This is a genomic window from Streptomyces sp. JNUCC 63 (genome assembly GCF_054366325.1).
Genome location: NZ_CM135963.1, coordinates 1,925,537 through 1,946,350, shown reverse-complemented (window position 1 = coordinate 1,946,350; position 20,814 = coordinate 1,925,537). Strand labels below are relative to the sequence as shown.

Below are 20,814 nucleotides of genomic sequence, written 5' to 3'. Positions count from 1 at the left end.
CGCGCTCCGGTCCGCGTGAACGACGGCTCCGCCTTCGGCAAGGCGGGAATCGCGTGGGAGCCGCCGCTGTGGGCGCTGTACCCGCTGGATCCGGAAGAGCGCATGGAGATCGCCGTCGGGGTGCAGACGCCGCAGGGGGAAGGGACACCTGGCCTGGGGTTCGAGACGCTGCCCGGCGGACCCGTTGCCGAGACCATGCACATCGGGCCCTATGCCCAGCTGTCCTTGGCCCGCAACGCTCTCTTCGCCACCATCCACGAGTGCGGGCTGCGCCCGCAAGCGCCCGTACGTGAGACCTGTTCCGTAAGAAGAACTGATGACCCGGCTGACCGTCCCCGTCCAGGAGAGCATGGCATGACCACGGTGACAGACATCGATGCCCGCGGTACGCGGCACTGCGAGACGACGGCCCTGGGGGTGCTGCTGCGGCACCAGGGACTCGATCTGTCCGAGCCCATGCTCTTCGGCCTCGGCTCCGGCCTGTCCTTCATCTACTGGGACAGCAAGAACATGGGCTTCCCCTTTCTCGGGGGGCGGGTCAAGCCTTTCGACCTCACCAGAAACCTGGCCACCGGACTCGGGCTGGACCTCCTGGTCCAGGAGACCACCTCCCCCCGCAGGGCATGGGAGAACGTGGTGGCCCCCATCGACGCCGGACACCCTGTCGGACTGCAGCTCGACAGCTACTACCTGGACTACTTCACCTCGAAGGTGCACTTCGGCGGTCATGTCGTCGCCATGTACGGCTACGACGACCACGACGCCTACCTGGTGGACACCGACCAGCAAGGCGGGACGGTGTCCACCAGCCTGACCAGCCTCGCCCAGGCCAGGGCCGCACGCGGCCCGATGACCGCCAGGCACCGCTCCTTCACCCTCACCGCTCCGAGCAACCCGCCCTCCCCGCAGGGCCGGATCATTCCCGCCATCACCGCCTGCGCCGACGCCTTCCTCAACCCGCCCATCGCCAACCTCGGCCACCGAGGCATCGAAAAGGCCGGCAAGCTGGTCCGCACATGGCTCCAGCGGACCGACAACCCGCAGCGGGACCTGCCGCAGGCCGCCCTCTTGATGGAGAAGGCCGGCACCGGCGGCGCCCTGTTCCGCAACCTCTACCGCGACTTCCTCGCCGAATGCACCCAACAGCTCGACAGCAGCCACCTGCGCACCGGTCACGGGCTGTACAGCGAGGCGGCCACCCTATGGACGGAAGTCGCAGCACTGATCACAAAGGCCGGTGAATCAGGCAATGCGCAGTGCCTCGTACAGGCAGGCACCGTCCTCCGCGATCTTTCACGCATAGAGCGCGAGGCGATGCGGGCGCTGAGCCGCCTGGCGGAGTAGAAGCCCAAACGCGGGGCGCTGTCACGGCGGGGTGGTATCCATGCCGCATGAACCTTGATCAGGCCGACCCTGCTGAACTGGCGGCGCTTCGTGCGGCGTTCGACGTCGATGACGGAGGTGAGTCGGCTCTTGGCTGGGAGGCGGTCCATGCCTTCGAAGCGGAACACGGGATCGTGCTGCCTGAGCCGTATCGGACCTTCGTCGCCGAGATAACGGACGGTTCGTACTCCGGCCCGCCCGAGTACGGACTGCTGCCGGTGGCGGAGTTGCCGGACGACTGGGGCGACGACGAGCGGGAACGCGACCTGAGCAGGCCGTTCCCGCTGACGGAGGCGTGGGTGTGGGAGGAAGACCCGGATCCGTCCGAGGATATCGACGACATCCTCGATCAGGTCTACAACCACGGCTCGATCGTGCTGGGCACCGATGGGTGCGCGATGAACTGGCATCTCGTCGTCACCGGCCCTCACCGAGGGCACGTCTGGCTGACCAGTGACGTCGGCGCTGCCCCCTTCGGTGCGCAGTTCGGGTTCACCACCGCTGAACCTGGCTTTGCCGGCTGGGTTCGGCACTGGGCGGCGAACAAGCCCTGGCATGACGCCGCGTGACTCTTCAAACTGCCGGCCGCCCGGACGACGCGGAGCTTCAGACGCGCGAGTCGGCAGCCAGTGTCGTGAACGCCGACCAGGCCTCGGGGGAGACAGTCAGGGACTGCTTTTGGGTGTCCTTCGAGCCCCGGACAAGAACGACGCCGGAGCGCAGGGCGATCTCGATTGGGGCGTACGCGACCGCCTCGGCCCCGGCAAGACGGTATGGGCCGAGTGCGCGACGGCTCACCGAGCCTGAAGCCCGCTCCCGAGCCCGCCGCAGCGAGCAGGAGATTGGCCGGAATGGCCCCTCGGCCGTGTCTGAGGTTCCTCCGGCGCGCTGTGTTCCCTTCGAGCTGCCTCGCCCCGTTGGGTCGCTGCAAGGGGCGGGGGCGCGGGAGTGTCGGCGGCTTTCCCTCACGCCCAGGCCGTCTCATGCTACGGGTGGTACCATATAGGGCATGATAAAGACCACTGTGTATCTACCCGAGGCTCTTGAGCTCCGCCTCGACGCCGAGGCGGCGGCCACGGGGGTCAGCAAGGCGGAGCTCATCCGCCGGGGTGTCGCGATGCTCCTCGACTCCTCCTCGAGGACACCGAGGAGTCGTGCTCTTCCCGTGTTCGACAGCGGGCGCGTGAAGTCGCCGGAGGACCTGGACGACGCGGTGTACGAGCACATCAAGGAACGGAACGCGCGGCGTTGATCGTCGTTGCGGACACCTCCGCTCTCTACGCGGCCTTCGACGCCGCCCAACCCGAACACGCGGCGGCTTCGGCGATCCTCGAACGTGAAGTGCTTGCCATCTCGCCGCTGGTCGTCACGGAACTGGATCATCTGATCCACCGCGATCTGGGATTCTCCGCGGCCATGCAGGTCATGGAAGCGATCAACGACCGCCTGCAGGACGGCCAGTACAAGCTGGCGGAACTGCGGCCGTCCGATCTGGTGGCCGCCCACGAAGTCCGAGCCAAGTACGACGGACTGCGGCTCGATCTGGCCGACGCGGTCGGCGTCGTTCTGGCGGACCGTTACAAGACGGATCTGATCCTGACCCTCGACCAGAGGGACTACCGGGCCATCACGCCCCTCACCCGCGGTCTGTCCGCGTTCCGCATCCTGCCGGCGGACGGCTGACCGGCTCCTACCGGATCCGCCCGGCCGCATGTAAGGGCGCCTTCTCCGGGCAGGTGGCCGAGCATGCGAGAGAAGAAGATCACGCCCGTGGGTACGGTCTTGGCCGGGCATGCGGCGCACGGTACCGTCGATCCGATAGCGACGACGGCACGACGGAAGCCGGTGGGAATCCGGCACGGTCGCGTCACTGTGAACGAGCAACTTCCGTGAACGGGGCGGCTCGTGAGCCAGACCCGGGGCCTTCGTCCTGTGCACCACCGAGATGGGACGCGAACTCCCCGAGAGGGTGTCCGAGTCGCAGGTTCCGGCGGCCGGACCGGCCGGTGAGCTCCGTCGCCGTGAGCGGTGGGGCGTCGAGGCGGCAGAACGTGGGCCCGGGCGCGTCCAGGACGTTCACCACCACCGCCCGGATCACCTCCGGTCGACCACGCAGACCGTCCGGCCGTCGGCGTGGCCGCACGTCTCGAGCCACCGTGCGACCCGCTCGCACAGGTCGCGCACCGATTCGCCGCCGTGCGGCGCCGCGCTCGGGTCGGCCAGCCGGCGGGCCACCGCTTCCGGTTCGGCCGTACTGACCTCCTCCAGCGTTCGCCCCCGCCACCGGCCCACGTCCAGGCCGGCGAGTTCCGTTTCCTCCGAGGCGGTGAGACCGAGTGCCGTGGCCGTCTCCCGGCAGCGCGCGCCGGGGGAGGCGAGGAAGCGTCCGGCGGCGGCAGGCTCCCGGCCGCCGCTCCGGCCCGTGCCGCTCCGCCGGCGTCGAGCGAGTCGCCGTCGTCGAACCGGGCCCGTCGCAGGGAGGGGTGGTCGCCGAAGAGGTGAGGGTGACACGGCCGGTCACGCGGTCGGTCCTCCCGCCTTCGCGGTCCGGCTTCCGAAGGACGGCACGAAAGTACGCCCGCCCGTCACCCGCCCGGCCCCCGCGCCCGGGCGCATCCGGTCGGCCTGTTCGCATCGTAGAGACAGCGTGGAGACATCGTAGGGACGAGTGGCGCGCGCCACGGCGGTGGAGCACGATACGAGCGGACAGGCGGCGGGATCGACCATGAGCGGCGACGACACCACACCGACCGGGCCCCCGGAGGGCGGCGGCCCGATGTGTCTGGTGACCGGGGCGAGCGGTTACATCGGCGGCCGGCTGGTCCCCGAGCTGCTCGACGCCGGCCACCGGGTGCGCTGTCTGGCCCGTACCCCGCGCAAGCTGCGCGACCACCCCTGGTACGACCGGGTGGAGGTCGTCCAGGGCGACGTCACCGACCCCGGCTCCGTCGCACGGGCCATGCGCGGCGTGGACGTGGCCTACTACCTCGTGCACGCCCTCGGCACCGGGCGCGGCTTCGAGGACACCGATCGCGAGGCGGCCCGCGTCTTCGGCGAGCAGGCCCGCCGGGCGGGCGTCGGCCGGATCGTCTACCTGGGCGGACTGACCCCCCGTGCGGTGCCCGAGCGGGAGCTGTCGCCGCACCTGCGCTCCCGCGCCGAGGTCGGCCGCATCCTCCTCGACTCGGGCGTGCCGACGGCCGTGCTGCGCGCCGCGGTGATCATCGGCTCCGGTTCGGCGAGCTTCGAGATGCTGCGCTACCTCACCGAGCGGCTGCCGGTGATGGTCACCCCGCGCTGGGTGCGCACCCGGATCCAGCCGATCGCCGTGCGCGACGTGCTGCGCCTGCTGACCGGCTGCGCCCGCCTGCCCCGTGAGGTGAACCGCACCTTCGACATCGGCGGCCCGGACGTGCTGACGTACCTCGACATGATGCGGCGCTACGCCGCCGTGGCCGGGCTGCCTCCGCGGCTGATCCTGCCCGTGCCCGTCCTCACCCCCGGCCTGTCCAGCCACTGGGTGGGCCTGGTGACGCCGGTCCCGGCCCGGATCGCCCGCCCCCTGACGGAGTCCCTGCGGCACGAGGTGGTGTGCCGCGAGAACGACATCGAACGGTACGTGCCCAGCCCGCCCGGCCACCCCATCGGCTTCGACCGCGCCGTCGCCCTCGCCCTGCGGCGCATCGGCGAGGCCCAGGTCACCACCCGCTGGTCGTCCGCCTCCGTGCCCGGCGCGCCCAGCGACCCGCTGCCCACCGACCCCGACTGGGCCGGCGGCAGCCTCTACACCGACGTGCGCGAACGCGACGCCCGGGTCGCGCCGGAGGCGCTGTGGGACGTCATCGAGGGCATCGGCGGCGAGAACGGCTGGTACTCCTTCCCGCTGGCCTGGGCGGTGCGCGGCCGGCTGGACCGGCTGGCCGGCGGAGTCGGGCTGCGCCGGGGCCGGCGCGACGCCCGGCGGCTCAGGGTGGGCGACTCGCTGGACTTCTGGCGGGTGGAGGAGATCGAACGCGGCCGGCTGCTGCGGCTGCGCGCCGAGATGCGGCTGCCCGGCCTGGCCTGGCTGGAGATGCGGGTGGACGACGACGGGGCCGGGGGCGTGCGCTACCGGCAGCGGGCGCTGTTCCATCCGCACGGCCTGCTGGGCCACCTGTACTGGTGGAGCGTCTCACCCTTCCACGCGGTCGTCTTCGGCGGCATGGCCCGCAACATCGTCCGCGCCGCCGAGCGCGCGGCCCCCGCACCGCGCGGGCGCGGCGCGACCGCATCCGCGGGGCCCGCCCCGGCCGAAGACCTGAGCGTCCGTACCCGTTCCCGACGCCCGCCCGAGAGAAGCTGACGCCCATGCACGTCCCGGTCGTCCTGTTCACCGCCGACCTGCGCCTGCACGACCATCCGCCGCTGCGCGCGGCCCTGGACGCCGCGGACGCCGTCGTACCGCTGTTCGTGCGGGACCGCGCCGTCGAGGCGGCCGGGTTCGCCGCGCCCAACCGCCGCGCCTTCCTCGACGGCTGCCTGGCCGACCTGGACGCGGGGCTGCGCGAGCGGGGCGGCCGGCTCGTCGTGCGCTCCGGCGACCTGGTGGGGGAGGTGTGCCGGGCGGTGGCCGAGGCGGACGCCGACGAGGTGCACATGTCGGCCGGGCACAGCCGGTTCGCCGCGTGCCGGGAGGAGCGGCTGCGCTCCGCCCTGGAGGCGGCGGGCCGCCGGCTGTTCGTGCACGACGCCGTCACCGTCGCCGTACCGCCCGGCGCGGTGACCCCCGCCTCCTCCGACCACTTCGCCGTCTTCACCCCGTACTACCGGCAGTGGGCGCAGGTGCCGCTGCGCCCGGTCGCCGGCGCCCCGCGCCGGGTGCCCGTCCCCGACGGGGTGGGCGGTGAGGAGGTGCCCGCACGCGGTGGGAGCACCGGAGCGTCCCCGGCCCTGCCGCCCGGCGGGGAGAGCGGGGCCCGCAAACAGGTGGCCGCCTACTGGCGCCGCGGCCTGGACGCCTACGACACCACCCGCGACGACCTGGCCGCCGACGCCACCTCGCGCTTCTCCGCCCACCTGCACTTCGGCACCCTGTCCCCGGTGGAGCTCGTGCACCGCGCACGCCGGCACGGCGGCGCGGGCGCCGAGGCGTTCGTCCGGCAGCTCGCCTGGCGCGACTTCCACCGCCAGGTCCTCGCCGCCCGGCCGGAGGCCGCCCACGCCGACTACCGCACCAAGCGCGACCGCTGGCGCACGGAGCGCACCGCGGGCGCCGACATCGACGCCTGGCGCGAGGGCCGCACCGGCTACCCGGTCGTCGACGCGGCCATGCGGCAACTGCGCCACGAGGGCTGGATGCACAACCGGGCCCGGCTGCTCACCGCCAGTTTCCTGACCAAGACCCTCTACGTCGACTGGCGGATCGGCGCCGCCCACTTCCTGCACTGGCTGGTCGACGGCGACCTGGCCAGCAACCAGCTCAACTGGCAGTGGATGGCCGGCACCGGCACCGACACCCGCCCGAACCGGGTCCTCAACCCGGTCACCCAGGGCAGGAAGTACGACCCGGACGGCGCCTACGTGAGCCGCTGGGTCCCCGAACTCTCCGGAGTCAAGGCCCCGTTGGTGCACGAGCCGTGGAAGCTGCCCGGCCCGGACCGCGCCGCCCTCGACTACCCCGACCCGATCGTCGGCCTCCCCGACGGGCTCGACCGCTTCCGGCGGGCCCGCGGCAAGCAGACGTAGCGGGGCGACCGGCTCGGCCTCCCCCGTGCTTCACGGGGGAGGCCGAGCCCTCCTTCCTGTCACAAGGGGCCCGCCCTCACCGGCCCTCCCCGGCGCGCGCCGCCGCCCACCGCAGGGCCGCCCCGCGGCCCCGGCCGGGCACCGTCCACAGGGCGTGGCCCCGCAGCCCCCAGCGGCTCAGCAGGGTGTTGGCGGCGAGGAAGCCGCTGGTGGCCGCCCGCTCCATCAGCGCCACCGGCAGGCCGGTGCGGACCGTGTCACCCGCGACGACCAGGCCGGGCGTGGGAGTGCCCACCGTCGGCCGGTCGGTGTACCCGCCGACCGGGAACAGGGGGCAGTCGGCCCGCCACTCGTGACGGGCGTCGACCACCCCGGCCCGGCGCGTCTCCGGATAGAGGCGGTGCAGTTCGCCGAGCAGCTCCTTCTCGGTGGTCGCCCGGTCGGCGTCCTCGGGCAGGGCGTAGGCGTGCAGTTCCACGACCGAGCCGCCGGTGCGGGCGGCCCAGCGGGCGGCCTCGCCCTCCCAGCCGCTGAGCACGCTGACGTTGTCCAGCGCGCCGTATCCGCTGGTGCCGAGGAAGCCGGGCCGGTCCGCGCGCACGGGCCGGTCCAGCCACAGGCGGGACACCAGGAAGGGCGGGGCGGTGCGCAGCCGTGCCACCCGCTCACGCCACTCGGTGTCACCGAGACCGCCGGAGCGGGCCACCAGCGAGCGCAGGCCCGCCGGGTCGAGGGCGAGGACCACCGCGTCGTACGGCTCCTCGCCGCTCGCGGCGGCCACGGTGAAGCCGCCCGCGGGCAGCACCGCGACCCCCTCCACGGCGGTGCCGGTGCGCACCCGCGCGCCGAGCCGGCGCAGACGTCCGGCGAGCGGGTCCCACAGCGCCTGCGGAAACGGTTCCCGAGGTACGTCGAACAGCAGGCCCTCGGCCGAGCCGAGGAAGTAGACGTGGAACATCAGCGCCATCTCCGCGGCCGACAGCTCCCGGGGGTCGGCGAAGAAGCTGCGGGAGAACACCTCGAAGGCCAGGTGCCGCGCAGCCGCGGGGAAGCCGATCGCCTCCAGGAAGTCGTGCGCGCTGACGTGGTCGAGCCGGTCGTACACCCCGGGCACCCGCACGTCCAGCAGCGGCAGCGCCGCCCGGGGGTTCATCCGGGCCAGGCCGCGCAGGGAGAACGACTCGCTCAGCGCCACGAACCCGAGCGCGCTCAGTGGCGGTGTGCGCGGCACGTGCCGGAAGCTGTCCTGCCGGCCGTCGGCGTGGCGCAGGGGGTAGTCGGGCAGGCCGGTCAGGCGGGACAGGGCCGGGTCGGTGCGGCGCAGCAGGGCGCGCAGGTTGTAGTACTGCCGGAAGAAGGCGTGGAAGCCGCGGCTCATCGTCACCGCCGTACCGTCGGCCAGCCGTGTGGGCCGGCCGGCCAGCCGTCCGCCGAGCTGCGCCTCGCGCTCGTACAGGGTGACCCGTACGCCGCGCTCGGCCAGCGCGGTGGCCGCGGTCAGCCCGGCGATACCGCCCCCGACGACCGCCACGCGCGGCGCGCCTGCCTCCTCGGCGCGTTCGGCGCCCGGCGGTGCGGGCAGCAGCCGGGCCAGCCGGTCCCGGCCGGGGCGGTGCGGGCGGGCTGTGCGAGCGGAGGGACGGCGCGGGCCGGTCATCGTCCCGCCTCCTTCGTGTCCTTCGCGCCGGCGGACGGGCGGCGGGCGACGACGGTGTGGGTGATGCCGGTCTGCCAGCCCGGCAACGGCAGCACCCGCACCCGCTCGAACCCGGCCCGCCGCACTCGCTCGGCGAGCTGCCCGGCCGTGTCGAAGGCGACGACACTGCGCCACAGGTGCCGGTAGAGCGGCCCGTCGCCGAGCAGCGTCGCGACCGGCAGGACCAGTCCGCCGCACACCGCGCTCCACACCGCCCGGTGCGCCGCCCGCCCGCTCAGCGCGTACTCGTGCACCGCCAGCCGGCCGTGCGGCGCGAGCAGCCGCGACGCGGAGGCGAGCACGGCGTCCGGGTCGGCGGCGTTGCGCAGCAGGTACGCGGCGAAGACCGCGTCGAACGGGCCGTGCACCCCGGCTTCGGCCAGGCGTTCCACCGGGGCGTGCACGAAGCGCACGGGCCGGGGCCACGGCCGGCGGGCCGCCCGCCGCAGCATGCCGGCCGAGGCGTCGACGGCGGTGATGTCCGCACCGGGCAGTACGGCGGCCAGGGCCGCCGTCGAGGCGCCCGTGCCGCAGCCGAGGTCCAGCACTCTCAGGCCCGGACCGCCGCGGGCCAGGCCGAGGCGCCGGGCGGAGCGGCGCAGGTGGGCGTGGTAGCCGGGATTGGCCGCCACCAGCGTGTCGTAGCTGCGGGCGGTGTGGTCGAACGCGGCGGTCAGGTCGGCGTCGCGCAGTACGGGCATGCCATCTCCGTAAGGGGGCGTGGGGTACGGGGCGTCAGGCGGCCGGAGAACTCCGGCGCGGCACGAAGGGCAGGGCGAGGGCGGAGCCGAGCATCGCGGTGACGGGCACGTGCAGGCCGACGGACAGGTCCTCCGGCAGGCTGGTGCGGCCGTCCAGGAAGCGCAGCAGACGGGGCGCGGGGACGCGCGTGAACAGACGGGTGAAGAAGGCCGGGCCGTCCACCCGGCCGTGGTCGAGGGCGTGCAGCAGCACGGCGTCCATGAGCCGGGAGCGGGCGGAGTGGGCGCGCGGGGGGAGGGGCCGGCGCCCGGCGTGCAGCGCGGCGGCCACGGCGCGGGTCTGGCGCTGCACGGCGCTGAAGGTGTAGCCCGTCGCGGGCCGGGTGGCCCCGGCCGCGGCCCCGATCCGGAACACGGACGCGCCGGCCCGCCGGGGGAAGCGCGCGTCCGTCATCGGGATCACGCCCTGTTCGCACGCGGTGACCTCGTGGTCGCCGACATCCAGGATCCGGGTGGTGTAGTGCCGCAGCGCGCGGTCGTACGCGTCCCGGCCGAGCACGCGACGGGAGAACTCCGTGTACTCGACGAGCGCCTCGCACGGCCCGGTCGGCAGGACGTAACCGAACGACAGGCCGTGCGCGGGCTGAGGGGTGCGGAAGTCCATCAGCTCCACGGTGGCGGGATCGAACACCGGCCGGCGGGTGCGGACGAACCAGCCGCGGAAGTGCTGCAGCAGCGTCGTGCGGGCCGGTGGCAGGCGCTCGGGCGGCCGGGAGTCGAACACCCAGCGGGCGCGCACGGTCACCCGGCCGCCGTCGGCCCGGCGGGCGTGCACCAGGGCGCCGCCCCGCGCGGACTCGACCCGGTCCACGACGGCCTCGACGCGCGTCACGCACGGGCTCGCCCCGACCTCCCGGCCGGCCAGTGCCTCGAAGGCGTCGGAGCGCAGCATCTTGTAGCGCAGCGGTGCGATGGCGGCGTCCACCGCCCGGCCGTCGCCGGAGCGCACCCGCAGCCGCTGCCAGGAGGCCGTCAGCACCTCGTCGTACGGCCCCGCCCCCGCCTCCCAGTAGCACCAGGTGCGCCGCGCCGCGCGGAACGGGCCCGGCGGTGCCGCCAGCAGCACCGCCGCCACCCGGCGCGCGCCCGCGGGCGGCCGGGCCAGCCGCAGGGCCAGCGACAGCCCGGCGGCCCCGGCGCCCACGACGGCGACGTCCGCCTCCACGTCCACGGCGGCGTCCGGCTCCACGCCCACGGCGGCTCCCTTCCCGGGCCTGCTGATCCGGCCAGTCTTCCGGCCCGCCGGCCGCGGCGGATGCAGCCGGGAGCGTGTCGTGCGGACGGGGGCCCGCCGCGTCGGCACGTCCACCGAACGGCGCATCCGGTGAGGCGTCCCGCGCGGAATGTGTCCTGACGAACCGCGAAGCACGACGTGCGAAGGACGTGCGAAGGACGGGCGAGGCACGGGGCACCCGGCCCGGCTTCCCCGACTGGCGAGAGGATCCGTGATGCGTTCCACCCAGGCGATCGGCCGTCTCACGGCAGACCCGCCGCGCAGGCCGCCCGCCGGGCCGACCGGCCACCAGGAGGCCGGGGAACCGGCCGGCGCGGCCGGTCGCGGTCCGCGGTCCCGCACTCCCGCGGACCACCCGGACCACCCGGACCACCCGGACCACCCGGACCACCCGGACCACCCGGACCACCCGGACCACCCGGACCACCCGGACCACCCGGACCACCCGGATCACCCGGATCACCCGGACCACCCGGATCACCCGGATCACCCGGACCACCCGGACCACCCGGACCACCCGGACCGGGCGGCCCGCGCGGGCGACGCGCGCGCCGTCGACGACGACGTGCCGGGCGCCGTCGGCCGGGAGCTCCAGGAACTGCTCGCCGACCGCCTCACCGGCTGCCGCGGGCTGGACGCGGTGTTCACCCACGACATCGCCGAGCGGGTCGTCCGCCTCACCCGGCGCGGCGGGCGCCGTATCCGCCCCCGGCTCGTGTGGTGGTCCCTGCGGGCCTGCGGCGGCGGGGACCCCGCCCAGGTGCGCGCGGCGCTGCGGACGGCGGCGGCGCTCGAACTGATCCAGACCTGCGCCCTGGTCCACGACGACCTGATGGACCAGGCGCCCACCCGCCGCGGCGGCCCCGCGCTGCACGCCGACGTGGAGCAGCAGTACGCCGGTACGGCACCGCACTCCGCCGCACGCCGACTCGGCGCGTCGGCCGCCGTGCTCGCCGGTGACCTCGCGCTGGCCTGGGCGGACGACGTGCTGGCCGGCCTGGTGCTGGATCCCGGACTCCCGCCCGGCACCGCGCACCGGCTGAACGGCGTGTGGCGCACCCTGCGCACGGAGATGGTGGCGGGCCAGTACCTCGACGTGCAGGGCCAGGCCACCTCCGTCCTCACCCCGGCCCGGGCGATCCGCGCCGCCCGCCTCAAGAGCGCCCTGTACACCGTGGAAAGGCCGCTGGAGCTCGGTGCCGTCCTCGCCGGCGCCGACGAGGCCACCACGCGCACGCTGTGCCGCGCCGGACGCTGCGCGGGCCTGGCCTTCCAGCTGCGGGACGACCTGGACGACCTCTTCGCCGACCCGCGCGTCACCGGCAAGCCGTCCGGCGGGGACGTGCGCGAGGGCAAGCCCACCTATCCGCTGGCCGTGGCCCGTGTCCTCGCCACGGCCGCCGACGACCGCTGCGCGCTCGGCGTGCTGGAGCACGCGGTGGGCCGCGCGGACCTCCCCGACAACGAGCTGGCCGAGGTGCGGGACGTCCTCGTCGCGACCGGCGCCCGCGACCTGGTGGAGACGAGGATCGCACGGCTCGCCGGGCGGTGCCTGCGCCATCTCGGCGAGGCCGCCCTGGAGCCGCGCGCGGCGGCCCGGCTGCGCGGTCTGCTGGCCGAGATCACCGGTACGCCCGGCCAGGTGCCCCAGCCCGGCGGTCCGCCGTCCGCCGCCGGACCGCCCGCCGCCGGACCGACCGCCGCGGGAACGGAGGCGGGCAGGTGACCAGAACGCTGACGGGGCCCACCGATCACGTGGTGGTGGTCGGCGCGGGACTGGCCGGCCTGTCCGCCGCCCTGCACCTGCTCGGCGCGGGCCGCCGGGTCACCGTGGTCGAGCGCGACCCGCACCCCGGTGGACGGGCCGGACGCCTCGCGCTCGGCGGCTACCTGATCGACACCGGGCCCACCGTGCTCACCATGCCGGACATCGCCGACGAGGCGTTCGCCGCGGTCGGCGAGTCGCTGCGCGACCGCGTCGACCTGATCGCGCTGCACCCCGCCTACCGGGCGCGCTTCGCCGACGGCAGCACCCTCGACGTGCACACCGACGCGGAGACGATGGAAGCGGAGATCGAACGGTTCGCCGGTTCCGCCGAAGCGGCGGGCTACCGCCGCCTGCGCCACTGGCTGCGGCAGCTGTACCGGGCCGAGCGGGGCCGCTTCCTCGACGCCGACTTCGACTCACCGCTCCAGCTGCTCACCCCGGACCTGGCCCGCCTCGCCGCGCTCGGCGGCTTCGGCCGCTGGGAGGCGCGCATCGCCCGCCACCTGCGCGACGAGCGGCTGCGCCGGGTCTTCTCCTTCCAGGCCCTCTACGCCGGCGTCCCGCCCGAGCGGGCCCTGGCCGCCTACGCGGTGATCGCCTACATGGACACCGTCGCCGGGGTGTACTTCCCGCGCGGTGGCATGCACGCCCTGCCCCGCGCGATGGCCGACGCCGCGGCGGCGGCCGGGGCGGAGTTCCACTACGGGCAACCGGTCACCCGCCTGGAACGCGCCGGCGAGCGCGTCACCGCCGTGGTGACCGAGGAGCGGCGCATCGCCTGCGACGCCGTCGTCCTCACGCCCGACCTGCCGGTGACCTACCGCCTGCTGGGCCGGGCCCCGCGCCGCCCGGCGCGTCTCAAACACGCCCCGTCGGCCGTGGTCCTGCACGCAGGCTGCGACCGCACCTGGCCGGAACTGGCCCACCACACCCTGTCCTTCGGCCGCGCCTGGCGGCGCACCTTCCGTGAACTCACCCGCACCGGCGAGCTGATGAGCGACCCCTCCCTGCTGATCACCCGGCCCACCGCCACCGACCCCGCCCTGGCCCCGCCGGGCCGCCACCTGCACTACGTCCTCGCGCCCTGTCCCAACACCGACATCGGGCCCGGCGCCGCCGACTGGCCCGGCCTCGCCCCGCGCTACCGAGACAGCCTGCTGCGCGAACTCGACCACCGGGGACTCGCGGGCATCGCGTCGGCCATCGAGGAGGAGTGCCTGGTGACCCCCGCCGACTGGACCGGGCAGGGACACGCCGCGGGCACGCCCTTCTCCGCCGCGCACACCTTCGCCCAGACCGGCCCGTTCCGCCCCCGCAACCTGGTGCGCGGCACCGCCAACGCCGTCCTCGCGGGCTGCGGCACCACGCCCGGCGTCGGGGTGCCGCCCGTGCTGCTGTCGGGAAAGCTGGCCGCCGCCCGCATCACCGGCCGACCCCGTCCCCGCGCCGCGTCCGGCAGACCGGCCGGCCGACTCGAGCAAGGAGTACGACCGTGACCGCCCGGGAACTGGACGCCGCCGGCATCACCGACCCACGCCTGCGCGCCGCCTACACCCACTGCCGCGAGCTGAACGCCCGGCACGGCCGCACCTACTTCCTCGCCACCCGCCTGCTGCCTCCCGGCCGGCGCCCCGCCGTGCACGCCCTGTACGGCTTCGCCCGCTGGGCCGACGACATCGTCGACGCGCTCGACGGCGGCCGGGGCGGACACGCCGACGGCGAAACGGCGCGGCGGGCCGCCGCCCTGGACCGGCTCGGCGACGACCTCGCCCGGGGCCTGGCCGGCGGGGAGGGCGCCGCGCCGGTGGTCACCGCCCTCGCGGACACCAGCCGCCGCTACGCCGTCGACCACCGCCACTTCGCCGACTTCCTCGCCTCCATGCGCAGCGACCTGACGGTCACCGAGTACGCCTGCTACGACGAACTGCGCGCCTACATGCACGGCTCGGCGGCGGTGATCGGCCTGCAGATGCTGCCGGTCCTCGGCACCGTGGTGCCCCGCGAGGAGGCCGCCCCGTACGCGGCCGAACTGGGCGTCGCCTTCCAGCTCACCAACTTCCTGCGGGACGTGGGGGAGGACCTCGACCGCGGCCGCGTCTACCTGCCCCGCGACCTGCTGGCCGCGCACGGCGTCGACCGCGACCTGCTGCGCCGCTGCCGGGACACCGGCCGCACCGACCGCCGGGTCACCGCGGCACTGCGCGAGTTCGAGGCCCTCACCCGTGCCGCCTACCGGCGTGCGGCGCCCGGCGTGCCGATGCTCGACCCCGTCGCCCGGCCGTGCATCCGCACGGCGTTCGTGCTGTACGGCGGCATCCTGGACGCCGTCGCCGCCGACGGCTGGGCGGTGCTGCACCGCCGCGCCGCAGTGCCCCGCCGGCGCCGCGCGCTCGTCGCCGCCGACGGCCTGCTGCGGGTGACCGCGGCCCGCCTCGCCGCACGCCGCGGGACCGCGCCCGCCCCCGCCACGGCCCCGCACCCGCCCTCCCGCCCGAAGGAGGCCGCGTGACACCCGCCCGTCCGCCCCGGCGCGGACGTCTCCCCCTGCGTCTGCGCCGCGCCTCCGTCGCCTGGGAGTGCCAGCGCCCCACGTGGCGCGCGGCCCGGCCCGCGCTGATCGCCGACGCGCTCAAACGGGCGCAGGCCCGGCCGAGCGGCAACTGGTACGTCGTCGGCGCCTCCCGCGACCTGCGCGCCGACCGGCCGCTGGCCCGTACCGTCGGGGGCCACGAGGTGGTGCTCTGGCGCGACGCGCGAGGCCGCCCCGTCGCCGGGCCCGGCGTCTGCCCCCACCTGGGCGCACCCCTGCGGGACAGCCCGGTGCGCTGCGGCACCCTGGTGTGCCACTGGCACGGACTCGCCCTGGACGGAACGCCGTTCGCCGGATGGGAGCCCTGGCCCGCCCACGACGACGGGGTGCTGCTGTGGGTGAGGCTGGACGGTGCCGGAGGCGAGGAGCCCACCGGCCGGCCACCGGTGCCGGCCCGTCCCGCCGCGGCCGCCGCGCTGGCGGCCGTGTACACCGGGACCGGCGTCTGCGAGCCGGACGACGTGGTCGCCAACCGTCTCGATCCCTGGCACGGGGCCTGGTTCCACCCGTACTCCTTCGTCGACCTCACCGTCGTGGACACCCCCGGCCCGCGCGAGGAGGAGGACGCCTTCACGGTCGACGTCTCCTTCAAGGTCGCCGGACGGCTCGTCGTTCCCGTCCGCGCGGTGTTCACCGCCCCCGGACCGCGCACCGTCGTCATGCGGATCACCGACGGCGAGGGCGAGGGCTCCGTCGTGGAGACCCACGCGACACCGCTGGGACGCGACGCCCTGGGCAGGCCGCGCACCGCGGTGGTGGAGGCCGTCGTGGCCACCTCCGAACGGCCCGGATTCGCCGTGGCCCGACGTGCCGCCCCCCTGCTGCGCCCGGTGATCCGGTACGCCGCGGGCCGCCTGTGGCGCGACGACCTGGCCTACGCCGAACGGCGCTGGGCCCTGCGCTCCACGGGACGTTTCCCGGGCTGAGGGGACCGTCGGGCAGGGTACGGGCCGTGCGGGACGTGCGGCGGCTCGGCCTCGGCGAGGCGGGAAGCGTGCGCGGCGCCGACGGCCTTGCACGGCCGCGGGGTGCGCAGCGCGTCCGGGCGCTCATGCCGGCGCGGTGGGTGGCCGCTCGGGCGTGCCGACCCCGCAGGCCCCGTGGCGTACGGCGGATTCAGCCCTGGCGCCGCTGTTGGCGTACGGCGCCGTCCGCGCCGTACAGGCCGCTCAGCGTCTCGACGGCGTCCCGCAGGCCGGCGCACCGGGGGAAGCCGCCGGCCGTACGCCGGTCCCAGCCCGGGCCCGCCGGCAGGACGACGGGCCGCCTGCGGGCGCCCGCAGGCCCCCACTGAAGACCCGCGACGTGCCGGGCGAGCGGCGGCGACGCCGTCGAACGGGTCTGCGCCCACAGCACGACGGCGGCCGGGCCGGTGCGCCGGACACAGGCCAGCAGCGCCTCCACCGGTACCGCGGCGCCCAGCATCCGCGTCGGCACGCCGAGTTCGCCCAGCGCCGCGTCGAGCGCCTCCAGCGGCAGGGAGTGCTGTTCCCCGGGCACGCAGGCCAGCACCACAGGCTCGGCGCCCGAGGGCACCGCCGCGCGCGGCGGCAGCACCAGCGGCGCACGGCGCAGGGCGGTGGAGACCTGCCAGGACAGCAGGTGCTCCACCTCCACGTAACGGTCGCCGGAGGACTCCCACTTGCGGCCCACCGCGCGCAGCGTCGGCACCATCACCTCCTCCCAGGCCACGGTCAGCCCGTGCTGCCCGACCGCGTCCAGCAGGCGGCGCTCCAGCTCCGGCGCGTCCAGCCGCACCGCGGCCCGGGCCAGCCCCCGGCACTCCTGGCGCACGTCGCCGAGCGGCAGTCCCCCGCCGGCACCGCCGCGGCGGGCGGGCCCCGCGGCCACCGGGGGCGCCGGCTGCCGGACGGAAGGGCCGGCCGAGGTGGTGGAGGGCCGGGTCCCGCCGTGCGTGAGGCGGGCCACGCGGGCCGCCTCGGCCGGGGGAGCGCCCGCCGCCGTCAGCCGGCACATCTCCTCGACCATCGCCACGTCCCGCGGACTCCAGCGCCGGTGACGCCCCTGCGACCGCAGGGCGGGCCCCAGGCCGTAGCGGCGGTCCCAGGAGCGCAGGGTCGTCGGGGAGACTCCCAGCCGCCGGGCCACCGCGCCCGTGGTCAGTCCGGCCGCCACCGTCTCGTCGCTCATGGCCTCACGTCCCGCCGTCTCCACGGCCCCTCTGAACGGACGATCCGATGCTATATCGATGCAACTTGTTCTCACCCTCTCCTTCGGCACACGCTGAACGCACCGGACCGCGGCACGTCCGGCGCGGCGCGGCCCGAGGTCTCACCGCGGACCGGAGGCGCGTCGTACGCCGTGCCGGCGACGCACACCTTCCTCACGAGGAGAGACGTGGTCATGGACCGCATCCCGGCTGTCCCGAACGCCGTCACCACCAGCGACACCATCGGCCCCGGACCCGCGCACCCACCGCCGGACACCGCGGACACCCACCCCGCGCCGTCCGCGGACGACGCCGCCTGGGCGGCGCTCCACCGCCGGTGGGGCGGACTGGTCCACGGGCTGGCCCGGCAGGCACTCGGGGACGCGCGGGACGCGGACGACGTGACCCAGCAGGTGTTCGCCGACGCCTGGCGCGGACGGCACGGGTACGCGCCGGAGCGGGGAACACCGGCCGCCTGGCTCGTCGGGATCACCCGGCGCAAAGTGGCCGACGCACTGGCCGCCCGGGCACGCCGCGCCCAGCTGGCCGCAGTGGCGGCCGAACAGCTTCCGGGACGGGGGCGCGACGGCGCCGGCGAGCCCGAGGCCGTACTGGACCGGCTGGTCGTCGGCAGGGCCCTGCGGCAGCTCAGCACGGCTCAGCGGCACGTGCTGCGTCTCGCCTACTACGAGGACCTGACCCAGACGCAGATCGCCCGGATCACCGGCTGGCCGCTCGGCACGGTCAAGAGCCACACCCGGCGCGGCCTCGACCGCCTGCGCCGCTGCCTGGAGGACGAGGGCACCGCAACGGTCTGAGGCACGATCGACGCAAGTATGAGAAGGAGGGGGAGCTCATGAAACTGACGGACGAACTCCCCGTCGACCACAGCCGACCGGCTCAGCTCTTTCGACACGCAGGGGCGGATCATCGCCGGGCCGAGCAGCGGCTGACTGCTCGGCGTGATCTCGCTGCTGTGCGGCGCCGTACTCGTGACGGGCGCCGTCATCGGGGGCGATACCACGTCCCCCCGTACCGCTCGTCGTCCGCGCTGTGCCACGCCCGACCGATCAATACTCACGTACAGCGACCGGCTCGTTCCGGTGCATGAACCAATGCAACATGACCTGTATCAGCGGCGGACCTGCCGACGGCCCGTCAACTGTCGGCAGACCGGCCCGCATGCCGGCCATGAACCCTCGAACCGCCACTCCCGTACGCACGTTCACGCAGCGTTTCTCCGCCACTCGACGCGGCGTGCGCACGGGGAGGGCCGGGGCGTCGTCCGGATCGAGGTGACCGGCACTTACCTCGCCCTGCCGGCGCGCGTGGCTCCCGGCCCGGACGAGGACGGGGGCCGTGGTCCGGTCCTCGTCGACGCGCTCGCCGTCGACTGGGGCGTACGCGACCGCCTCGGTCCCGGCAAGACCGTGTGGGCCGAGCGCGCGACGCGTCCCCGAGCCTGACCCGCTCCCGAGCCCGCTGCGGCGGGCGCGCTTTGGAGGCGGGCTCTCACCTGTTCAAGGAGAGGACCGCCCGGAAGGCGGGCGCGGTGGTGGGGTCAGCGCCAGTCGGGAGCGCCCGAGGCGGGTGACAGGGCACTCTCGATCTTCGCCCGTGTCTCCCGCATGACCGCGACGATCCGGGCCTCGTGCTCCTCGCCGAGTCGTGCCACCGGCACCGAGCAACTGATGGCGTCGGTGGCCGGTGAGTCGTACCGCAGGGCGAAGCCGAAGCCGGCGATGCCGGTCACCGTCTCCTCGCGGTCGATGGAGTAGCCGCGCTCGCGCACCGCGGCAAGGTCGGCGAGCAGCGTGGCACGTTCGGTGTGCGTGTTCTCCGTGAGAGCCGCCAAGGGGCCGTCGGGGAGCGGGAGTCGGCCGTCGGGGCGCTCGGCGAGCAGCGCCTTGCCGAGCGCCCCGGCGTGGGCCGGGATCCGGCGGCCGACCCGGCTGATGGTGCGCAGGTACTCGTGGGACTCGCGCGTCGCGAGGTAGACGACGTTCGGGCCGTCGAGCCGGGCCAGATGGATCGTCTCGCCGAGCGCGTCCGAGGCCTCGTCGAGATGGGGGCGGACCGTGCGCACGTGCGGGTCGCTGTCCAAGTAGCTCGTGCCCGTGTGCAGGGCGCGGATCCCGATGCCGTAGAGCGAGCCGGTCGTGTCGGAGCGCACCCAGCCGCAGTCGACGAGGGTCCGCAGCAGTTGGTACATGCTGCTGCGCGGTACGTCCAGTTCCTCGGCGAGCTCGTCCAGACGGGCCGGCCGGTCGCCCCGTGCGGCGAGCAGTTCGAGCAGCGCGACGGTACGGGCGGCCGACTTCACTCCACGGACCCGGCTGTTCTCAGGCATGGCCACATCGTAAATCTTCACGGTTCGCCCCCTTGACCGTTTCCCGCTCAACCACTTAGCTCCGTTCCCGTACATGTCTGCCATCTACATATGGAGATGAGATTTGTGGAGCGGTTCAGTGGGGGAGCCGACGGCGCCGCTCAGCGGCTGCGCGAGGGCATGGCGGGCGGAGTGCTGTCCTTCCCGCTCACGAGCTTCCGGGACGACGGCGTCCTCGACCTGGACTCGTACCGGACGTATCTGACCGCCCAGCTGGCCACCGCACCCGGCGCGGTGTTCCCGGCCTGCGGGACCGGGGAGTTCAGCGCGCTGGACGAGGACGAGTACCGCGCGGTCGTCGAGGTCGCGGTCGACGTGGCCGATGGCCGGCTGCCCGTGGTCGCGGGGATCGGCTACGGCTGGGCACAGGCACTGCGCTTCGCCCGCATCGCCGAGGAGGCCGGTGCCGACGCCCTGCTGGTCCTGCCCCACTACCTCGTGGCGGCCCCGCAGGACGGTCTGGTCGAGCAGCTGCGCCGGATCGCGGCCGGAACCCCGCTGCCGCTGATCGCATACCAGCGCGGTCAGGTCGTCTTCACCGCCGAAAGCGTGCGCCGGATCGCCGAGATCCCCACGGTCATCGGCCTCAAGGACGGGCACAGCGACCTGGACCGGCTGCAGCGCCTCACCCTTGCCGCACCCGACGGCTTCCTCTTCTTCAACGGCGCCGCCACCGCCGAGATCCAGGCTCGCGCGTACGCCACCGTCGGCGTCCCGGCCTACTCCTCGGCCGTCCACGCGTTCGCGCCCGAGATCGCCGACGCCTGCTTCACGGCCGTGCGCGACGGCGACGACACCACGGTGAACAAGCTGCTGCGCGACTTCTACGTCCCACTGGTCGAGCTGCGCGACCGGGTTCCGGGTTACGCCGTGTCCCTGGTCAAGGCCGCGGCCCGGCTGCGTGGACTGCCGGTCGGCCCCGTACGCGCTCCGCTCACCGACCCCTGCCCGGCCGACCTCGCCGACCTGGAGAAGGTCCTCGACGCCGGGCTGAACCTGGTCGGCGCCGTACGCCGGCGAATCGCCTGAGACAACACCCGCCCACAGCCCCGGCCGGCGGCTCCCGCCGAGGAGCCGCCCGCCGCAGGTCGACGGTTCG

Annotated in this window: 19 protein-coding genes and 1 pseudogene; 13 read left to right on the top strand and 7 right to left on the bottom strand. The window is 74.9% G+C overall.

Translation table 11 applies throughout. The annotated features are described in order from the left end of the window. The first annotated feature begins 354 nt into the window (after positions 1 to 354). Together ACX25U_RS08820 and ACX25U_RS08815 are read left to right on the top strand one after the other, a co-directional pair. Complete coding sequence (locus ACX25U_RS08820) at positions 355 to 1,344, top strand: BtrH N-terminal domain-containing protein (protein WP_454394165.1); 990 nt, start codon at positions 355 to 357, stop codon at positions 1,342 to 1,344. Positions 1,345 to 1,391: 47 nt separating this feature from the next. Then, positions 1,392 to 1,952, top strand: a complete 561-nt coding sequence (locus tag ACX25U_RS08815; RefSeq protein ID WP_454390296.1) for an SMI1/KNR4 family protein — start codon at positions 1,392 to 1,394, stop codon at positions 1,950 to 1,952. 37 nt (positions 1,953 to 1,989) lie between these two features. Here the strand turns inward: ACX25U_RS08815 and ACX25U_RS08810 are convergent, their stop codons facing one another. Then, a complete protein-coding gene (locus ACX25U_RS08810) occupies positions 1,990 to 2,181 on the bottom strand; it encodes a DUF397 domain-containing protein (RefSeq protein ID WP_454390294.1) in 192 nt (63 codons plus the stop codon). Positions 2,182 to 2,392: 211 nt separating this feature from the next. Here ACX25U_RS08810 and ACX25U_RS08805 point away from each other — a divergent pair, with 211 nt between their 5' ends. Together ACX25U_RS08805 and ACX25U_RS08800 are read left to right on the top strand one after the other, a co-directional pair. Further along, positions 2,393 to 2,635, top strand: a complete 243-nt coding sequence (locus ACX25U_RS08805) for a ribbon-helix-helix domain-containing protein (protein ID WP_454390292.1) — start codon at positions 2,393 to 2,395, stop codon at positions 2,633 to 2,635. Beyond that, a complete protein-coding gene (locus tag ACX25U_RS08800; protein WP_454390290.1) occupies positions 2,632 to 3,066 on the top strand; it encodes a PIN domain-containing protein in 435 nt (144 codons plus the stop codon). The genes ACX25U_RS08805 and ACX25U_RS08800 overlap by 4 nt, the downstream gene beginning before the upstream one ends. A 184-nt stretch (positions 3,067 to 3,250) precedes the next feature. On the opposite strand, the pseudogene ACX25U_RS08795 reads toward ACX25U_RS08800, so the two are convergent. Next, positions 3,251 to 3,904, bottom strand: a pseudogene (locus tag ACX25U_RS08795) (histidine phosphatase family protein). A 204-nt stretch (positions 3,905 to 4,108) separates the two neighbouring features. On the opposite strand from ACX25U_RS08795, the gene ACX25U_RS08790 reads away from it, so the two are divergent. Together ACX25U_RS08790 and ACX25U_RS08785 are read left to right on the top strand one after the other, a co-directional pair. After that, positions 4,109 to 5,725 (top strand): SDR family oxidoreductase, encoded by a 1,617-nt coding sequence (locus ACX25U_RS08790; RefSeq protein ID WP_454390288.1) that lies wholly within the window; start codon positions 4,109 to 4,111, stop codon positions 5,723 to 5,725. 5 nt (positions 5,726 to 5,730) lie between these two features. Then, complete coding sequence (locus ACX25U_RS08785; RefSeq protein ID WP_454390286.1) at positions 5,731 to 7,107, top strand: cryptochrome/photolyase family protein; 1,377 nt, start codon at positions 5,731 to 5,733, stop codon at positions 7,105 to 7,107. Positions 7,108 to 7,183: 76 nt separating this feature from the next. Here ACX25U_RS08785 and ACX25U_RS08780 read toward each other — a convergent pair whose 3' ends face one another. From ACX25U_RS08780 to ACX25U_RS08770, 3 genes are read right to left on the bottom strand one after another with little or no spacing between them, the layout of a single operon-like run. Further along, positions 7,184 to 8,764 (bottom strand): FAD-dependent oxidoreductase, encoded by a 1,581-nt coding sequence (locus tag ACX25U_RS08780; protein ID WP_454390284.1) that lies wholly within the window; start codon positions 8,762 to 8,764, stop codon positions 7,184 to 7,186. Beyond that, on the bottom strand, positions 8,761 to 9,504 hold the full coding sequence (locus ACX25U_RS08775; protein WP_454390282.1) for a methyltransferase domain-containing protein: 744 nt from the start codon (positions 9,502 to 9,504) through the stop codon (positions 8,761 to 8,763). Before ACX25U_RS08775 ends, ACX25U_RS08780 begins: the two co-directional genes overlap by 4 nt. A gap of 34 nt (positions 9,505 to 9,538) precedes the next feature. Further along, positions 9,539 to 10,759: a lycopene cyclase family protein gene (locus ACX25U_RS08770; protein WP_454390280.1), complete on the bottom strand. Its 1,221-nt coding sequence runs from the start codon at positions 10,757 to 10,759 to the stop codon at positions 9,539 to 9,541. A 253-nt stretch (positions 10,760 to 11,012) separates the two neighbouring features. Between ACX25U_RS08770 and ACX25U_RS08765 the strand changes: the two genes are divergently transcribed. From ACX25U_RS08765 to ACX25U_RS08750, 4 genes are read left to right on the top strand one after another with little or no spacing between them, the layout of a single operon-like run. Further along, positions 11,013 to 12,524 (top strand): polyprenyl synthetase family protein, encoded by a 1,512-nt coding sequence (locus ACX25U_RS08765; protein ID WP_454390278.1) that lies wholly within the window; start codon positions 11,013 to 11,015, stop codon positions 12,522 to 12,524. Then, positions 12,521 to 14,062, top strand: coding sequence for a phytoene desaturase family protein (crtI, locus tag ACX25U_RS08760; RefSeq protein ID WP_454390276.1), 1,542 nt, complete (start codon positions 12,521 to 12,523; stop codon positions 14,060 to 14,062). The genes ACX25U_RS08765 and crtI overlap by 4 nt, the downstream gene beginning before the upstream one ends. Then, entirely contained in the window at positions 14,059 to 15,075 is a 1,017-nt protein-coding gene (locus tag ACX25U_RS08755) for a phytoene/squalene synthase family protein (RefSeq protein ID WP_454390274.1), read from the top strand. The genes crtI and ACX25U_RS08755 overlap by 4 nt, the downstream gene beginning before the upstream one ends. Continuing rightward, positions 15,072 to 16,082, top strand: coding sequence for a DUF5914 domain-containing protein (locus ACX25U_RS08750; RefSeq protein WP_454390272.1), 1,011 nt, complete (start codon positions 15,072 to 15,074; stop codon positions 16,080 to 16,082). Before ACX25U_RS08755 ends, ACX25U_RS08750 begins: the two co-directional genes overlap by 4 nt. 190 nt (positions 16,083 to 16,272) lie before the next feature. Here the strand turns inward: ACX25U_RS08750 and ACX25U_RS08745 are convergent, their stop codons facing one another. Further along, positions 16,273 to 17,307 carry a MerR family transcriptional regulator gene (locus tag ACX25U_RS08745; RefSeq protein WP_454390270.1) on the bottom strand — a complete coding sequence of 345 codons (1,035 nt, stop codon included), beginning with the start codon at positions 17,305 to 17,307 and terminating at the stop codon, positions 16,273 to 16,275. Between the two features lie 213 nt (positions 17,308 to 17,520). Between ACX25U_RS08745 and ACX25U_RS08740 the strand changes: the two genes are divergently transcribed. Both ACX25U_RS08740 and ACX25U_RS08735 read left to right on the top strand, forming a co-directional pair. Further along, entirely contained in the window at positions 17,521 to 18,144 is a 624-nt protein-coding gene (locus ACX25U_RS08740) for an RNA polymerase sigma factor (RefSeq protein ID WP_454390268.1), read from the top strand. A 477-nt stretch (positions 18,145 to 18,621) separates the two neighbouring features. Next, entirely contained in the window at positions 18,622 to 18,792 is a 171-nt protein-coding gene (locus ACX25U_RS08735) for a hypothetical protein (protein WP_454390266.1), read from the top strand. Positions 18,793 to 18,887: 95 nt separating this feature from the next. On the opposite strand, the gene ACX25U_RS08730 is transcribed toward ACX25U_RS08735, so the two are convergent. Next, positions 18,888 to 19,676, bottom strand: coding sequence for an IclR family transcriptional regulator (locus ACX25U_RS08730; protein ID WP_454390264.1), 789 nt, complete (start codon positions 19,674 to 19,676; stop codon positions 18,888 to 18,890). 90 nt (positions 19,677 to 19,766) lie between these two features. Between ACX25U_RS08730 and ACX25U_RS08725 the strand changes: the two genes are divergently transcribed. Then, positions 19,767 to 20,744: a 5-dehydro-4-deoxyglucarate dehydratase gene (locus tag ACX25U_RS08725; RefSeq protein ID WP_454390262.1), complete on the top strand. Its 978-nt coding sequence runs from the start codon at positions 19,767 to 19,769 to the stop codon at positions 20,742 to 20,744. Positions 20,745 to 20,814: the final 70 nt, after the last annotated feature.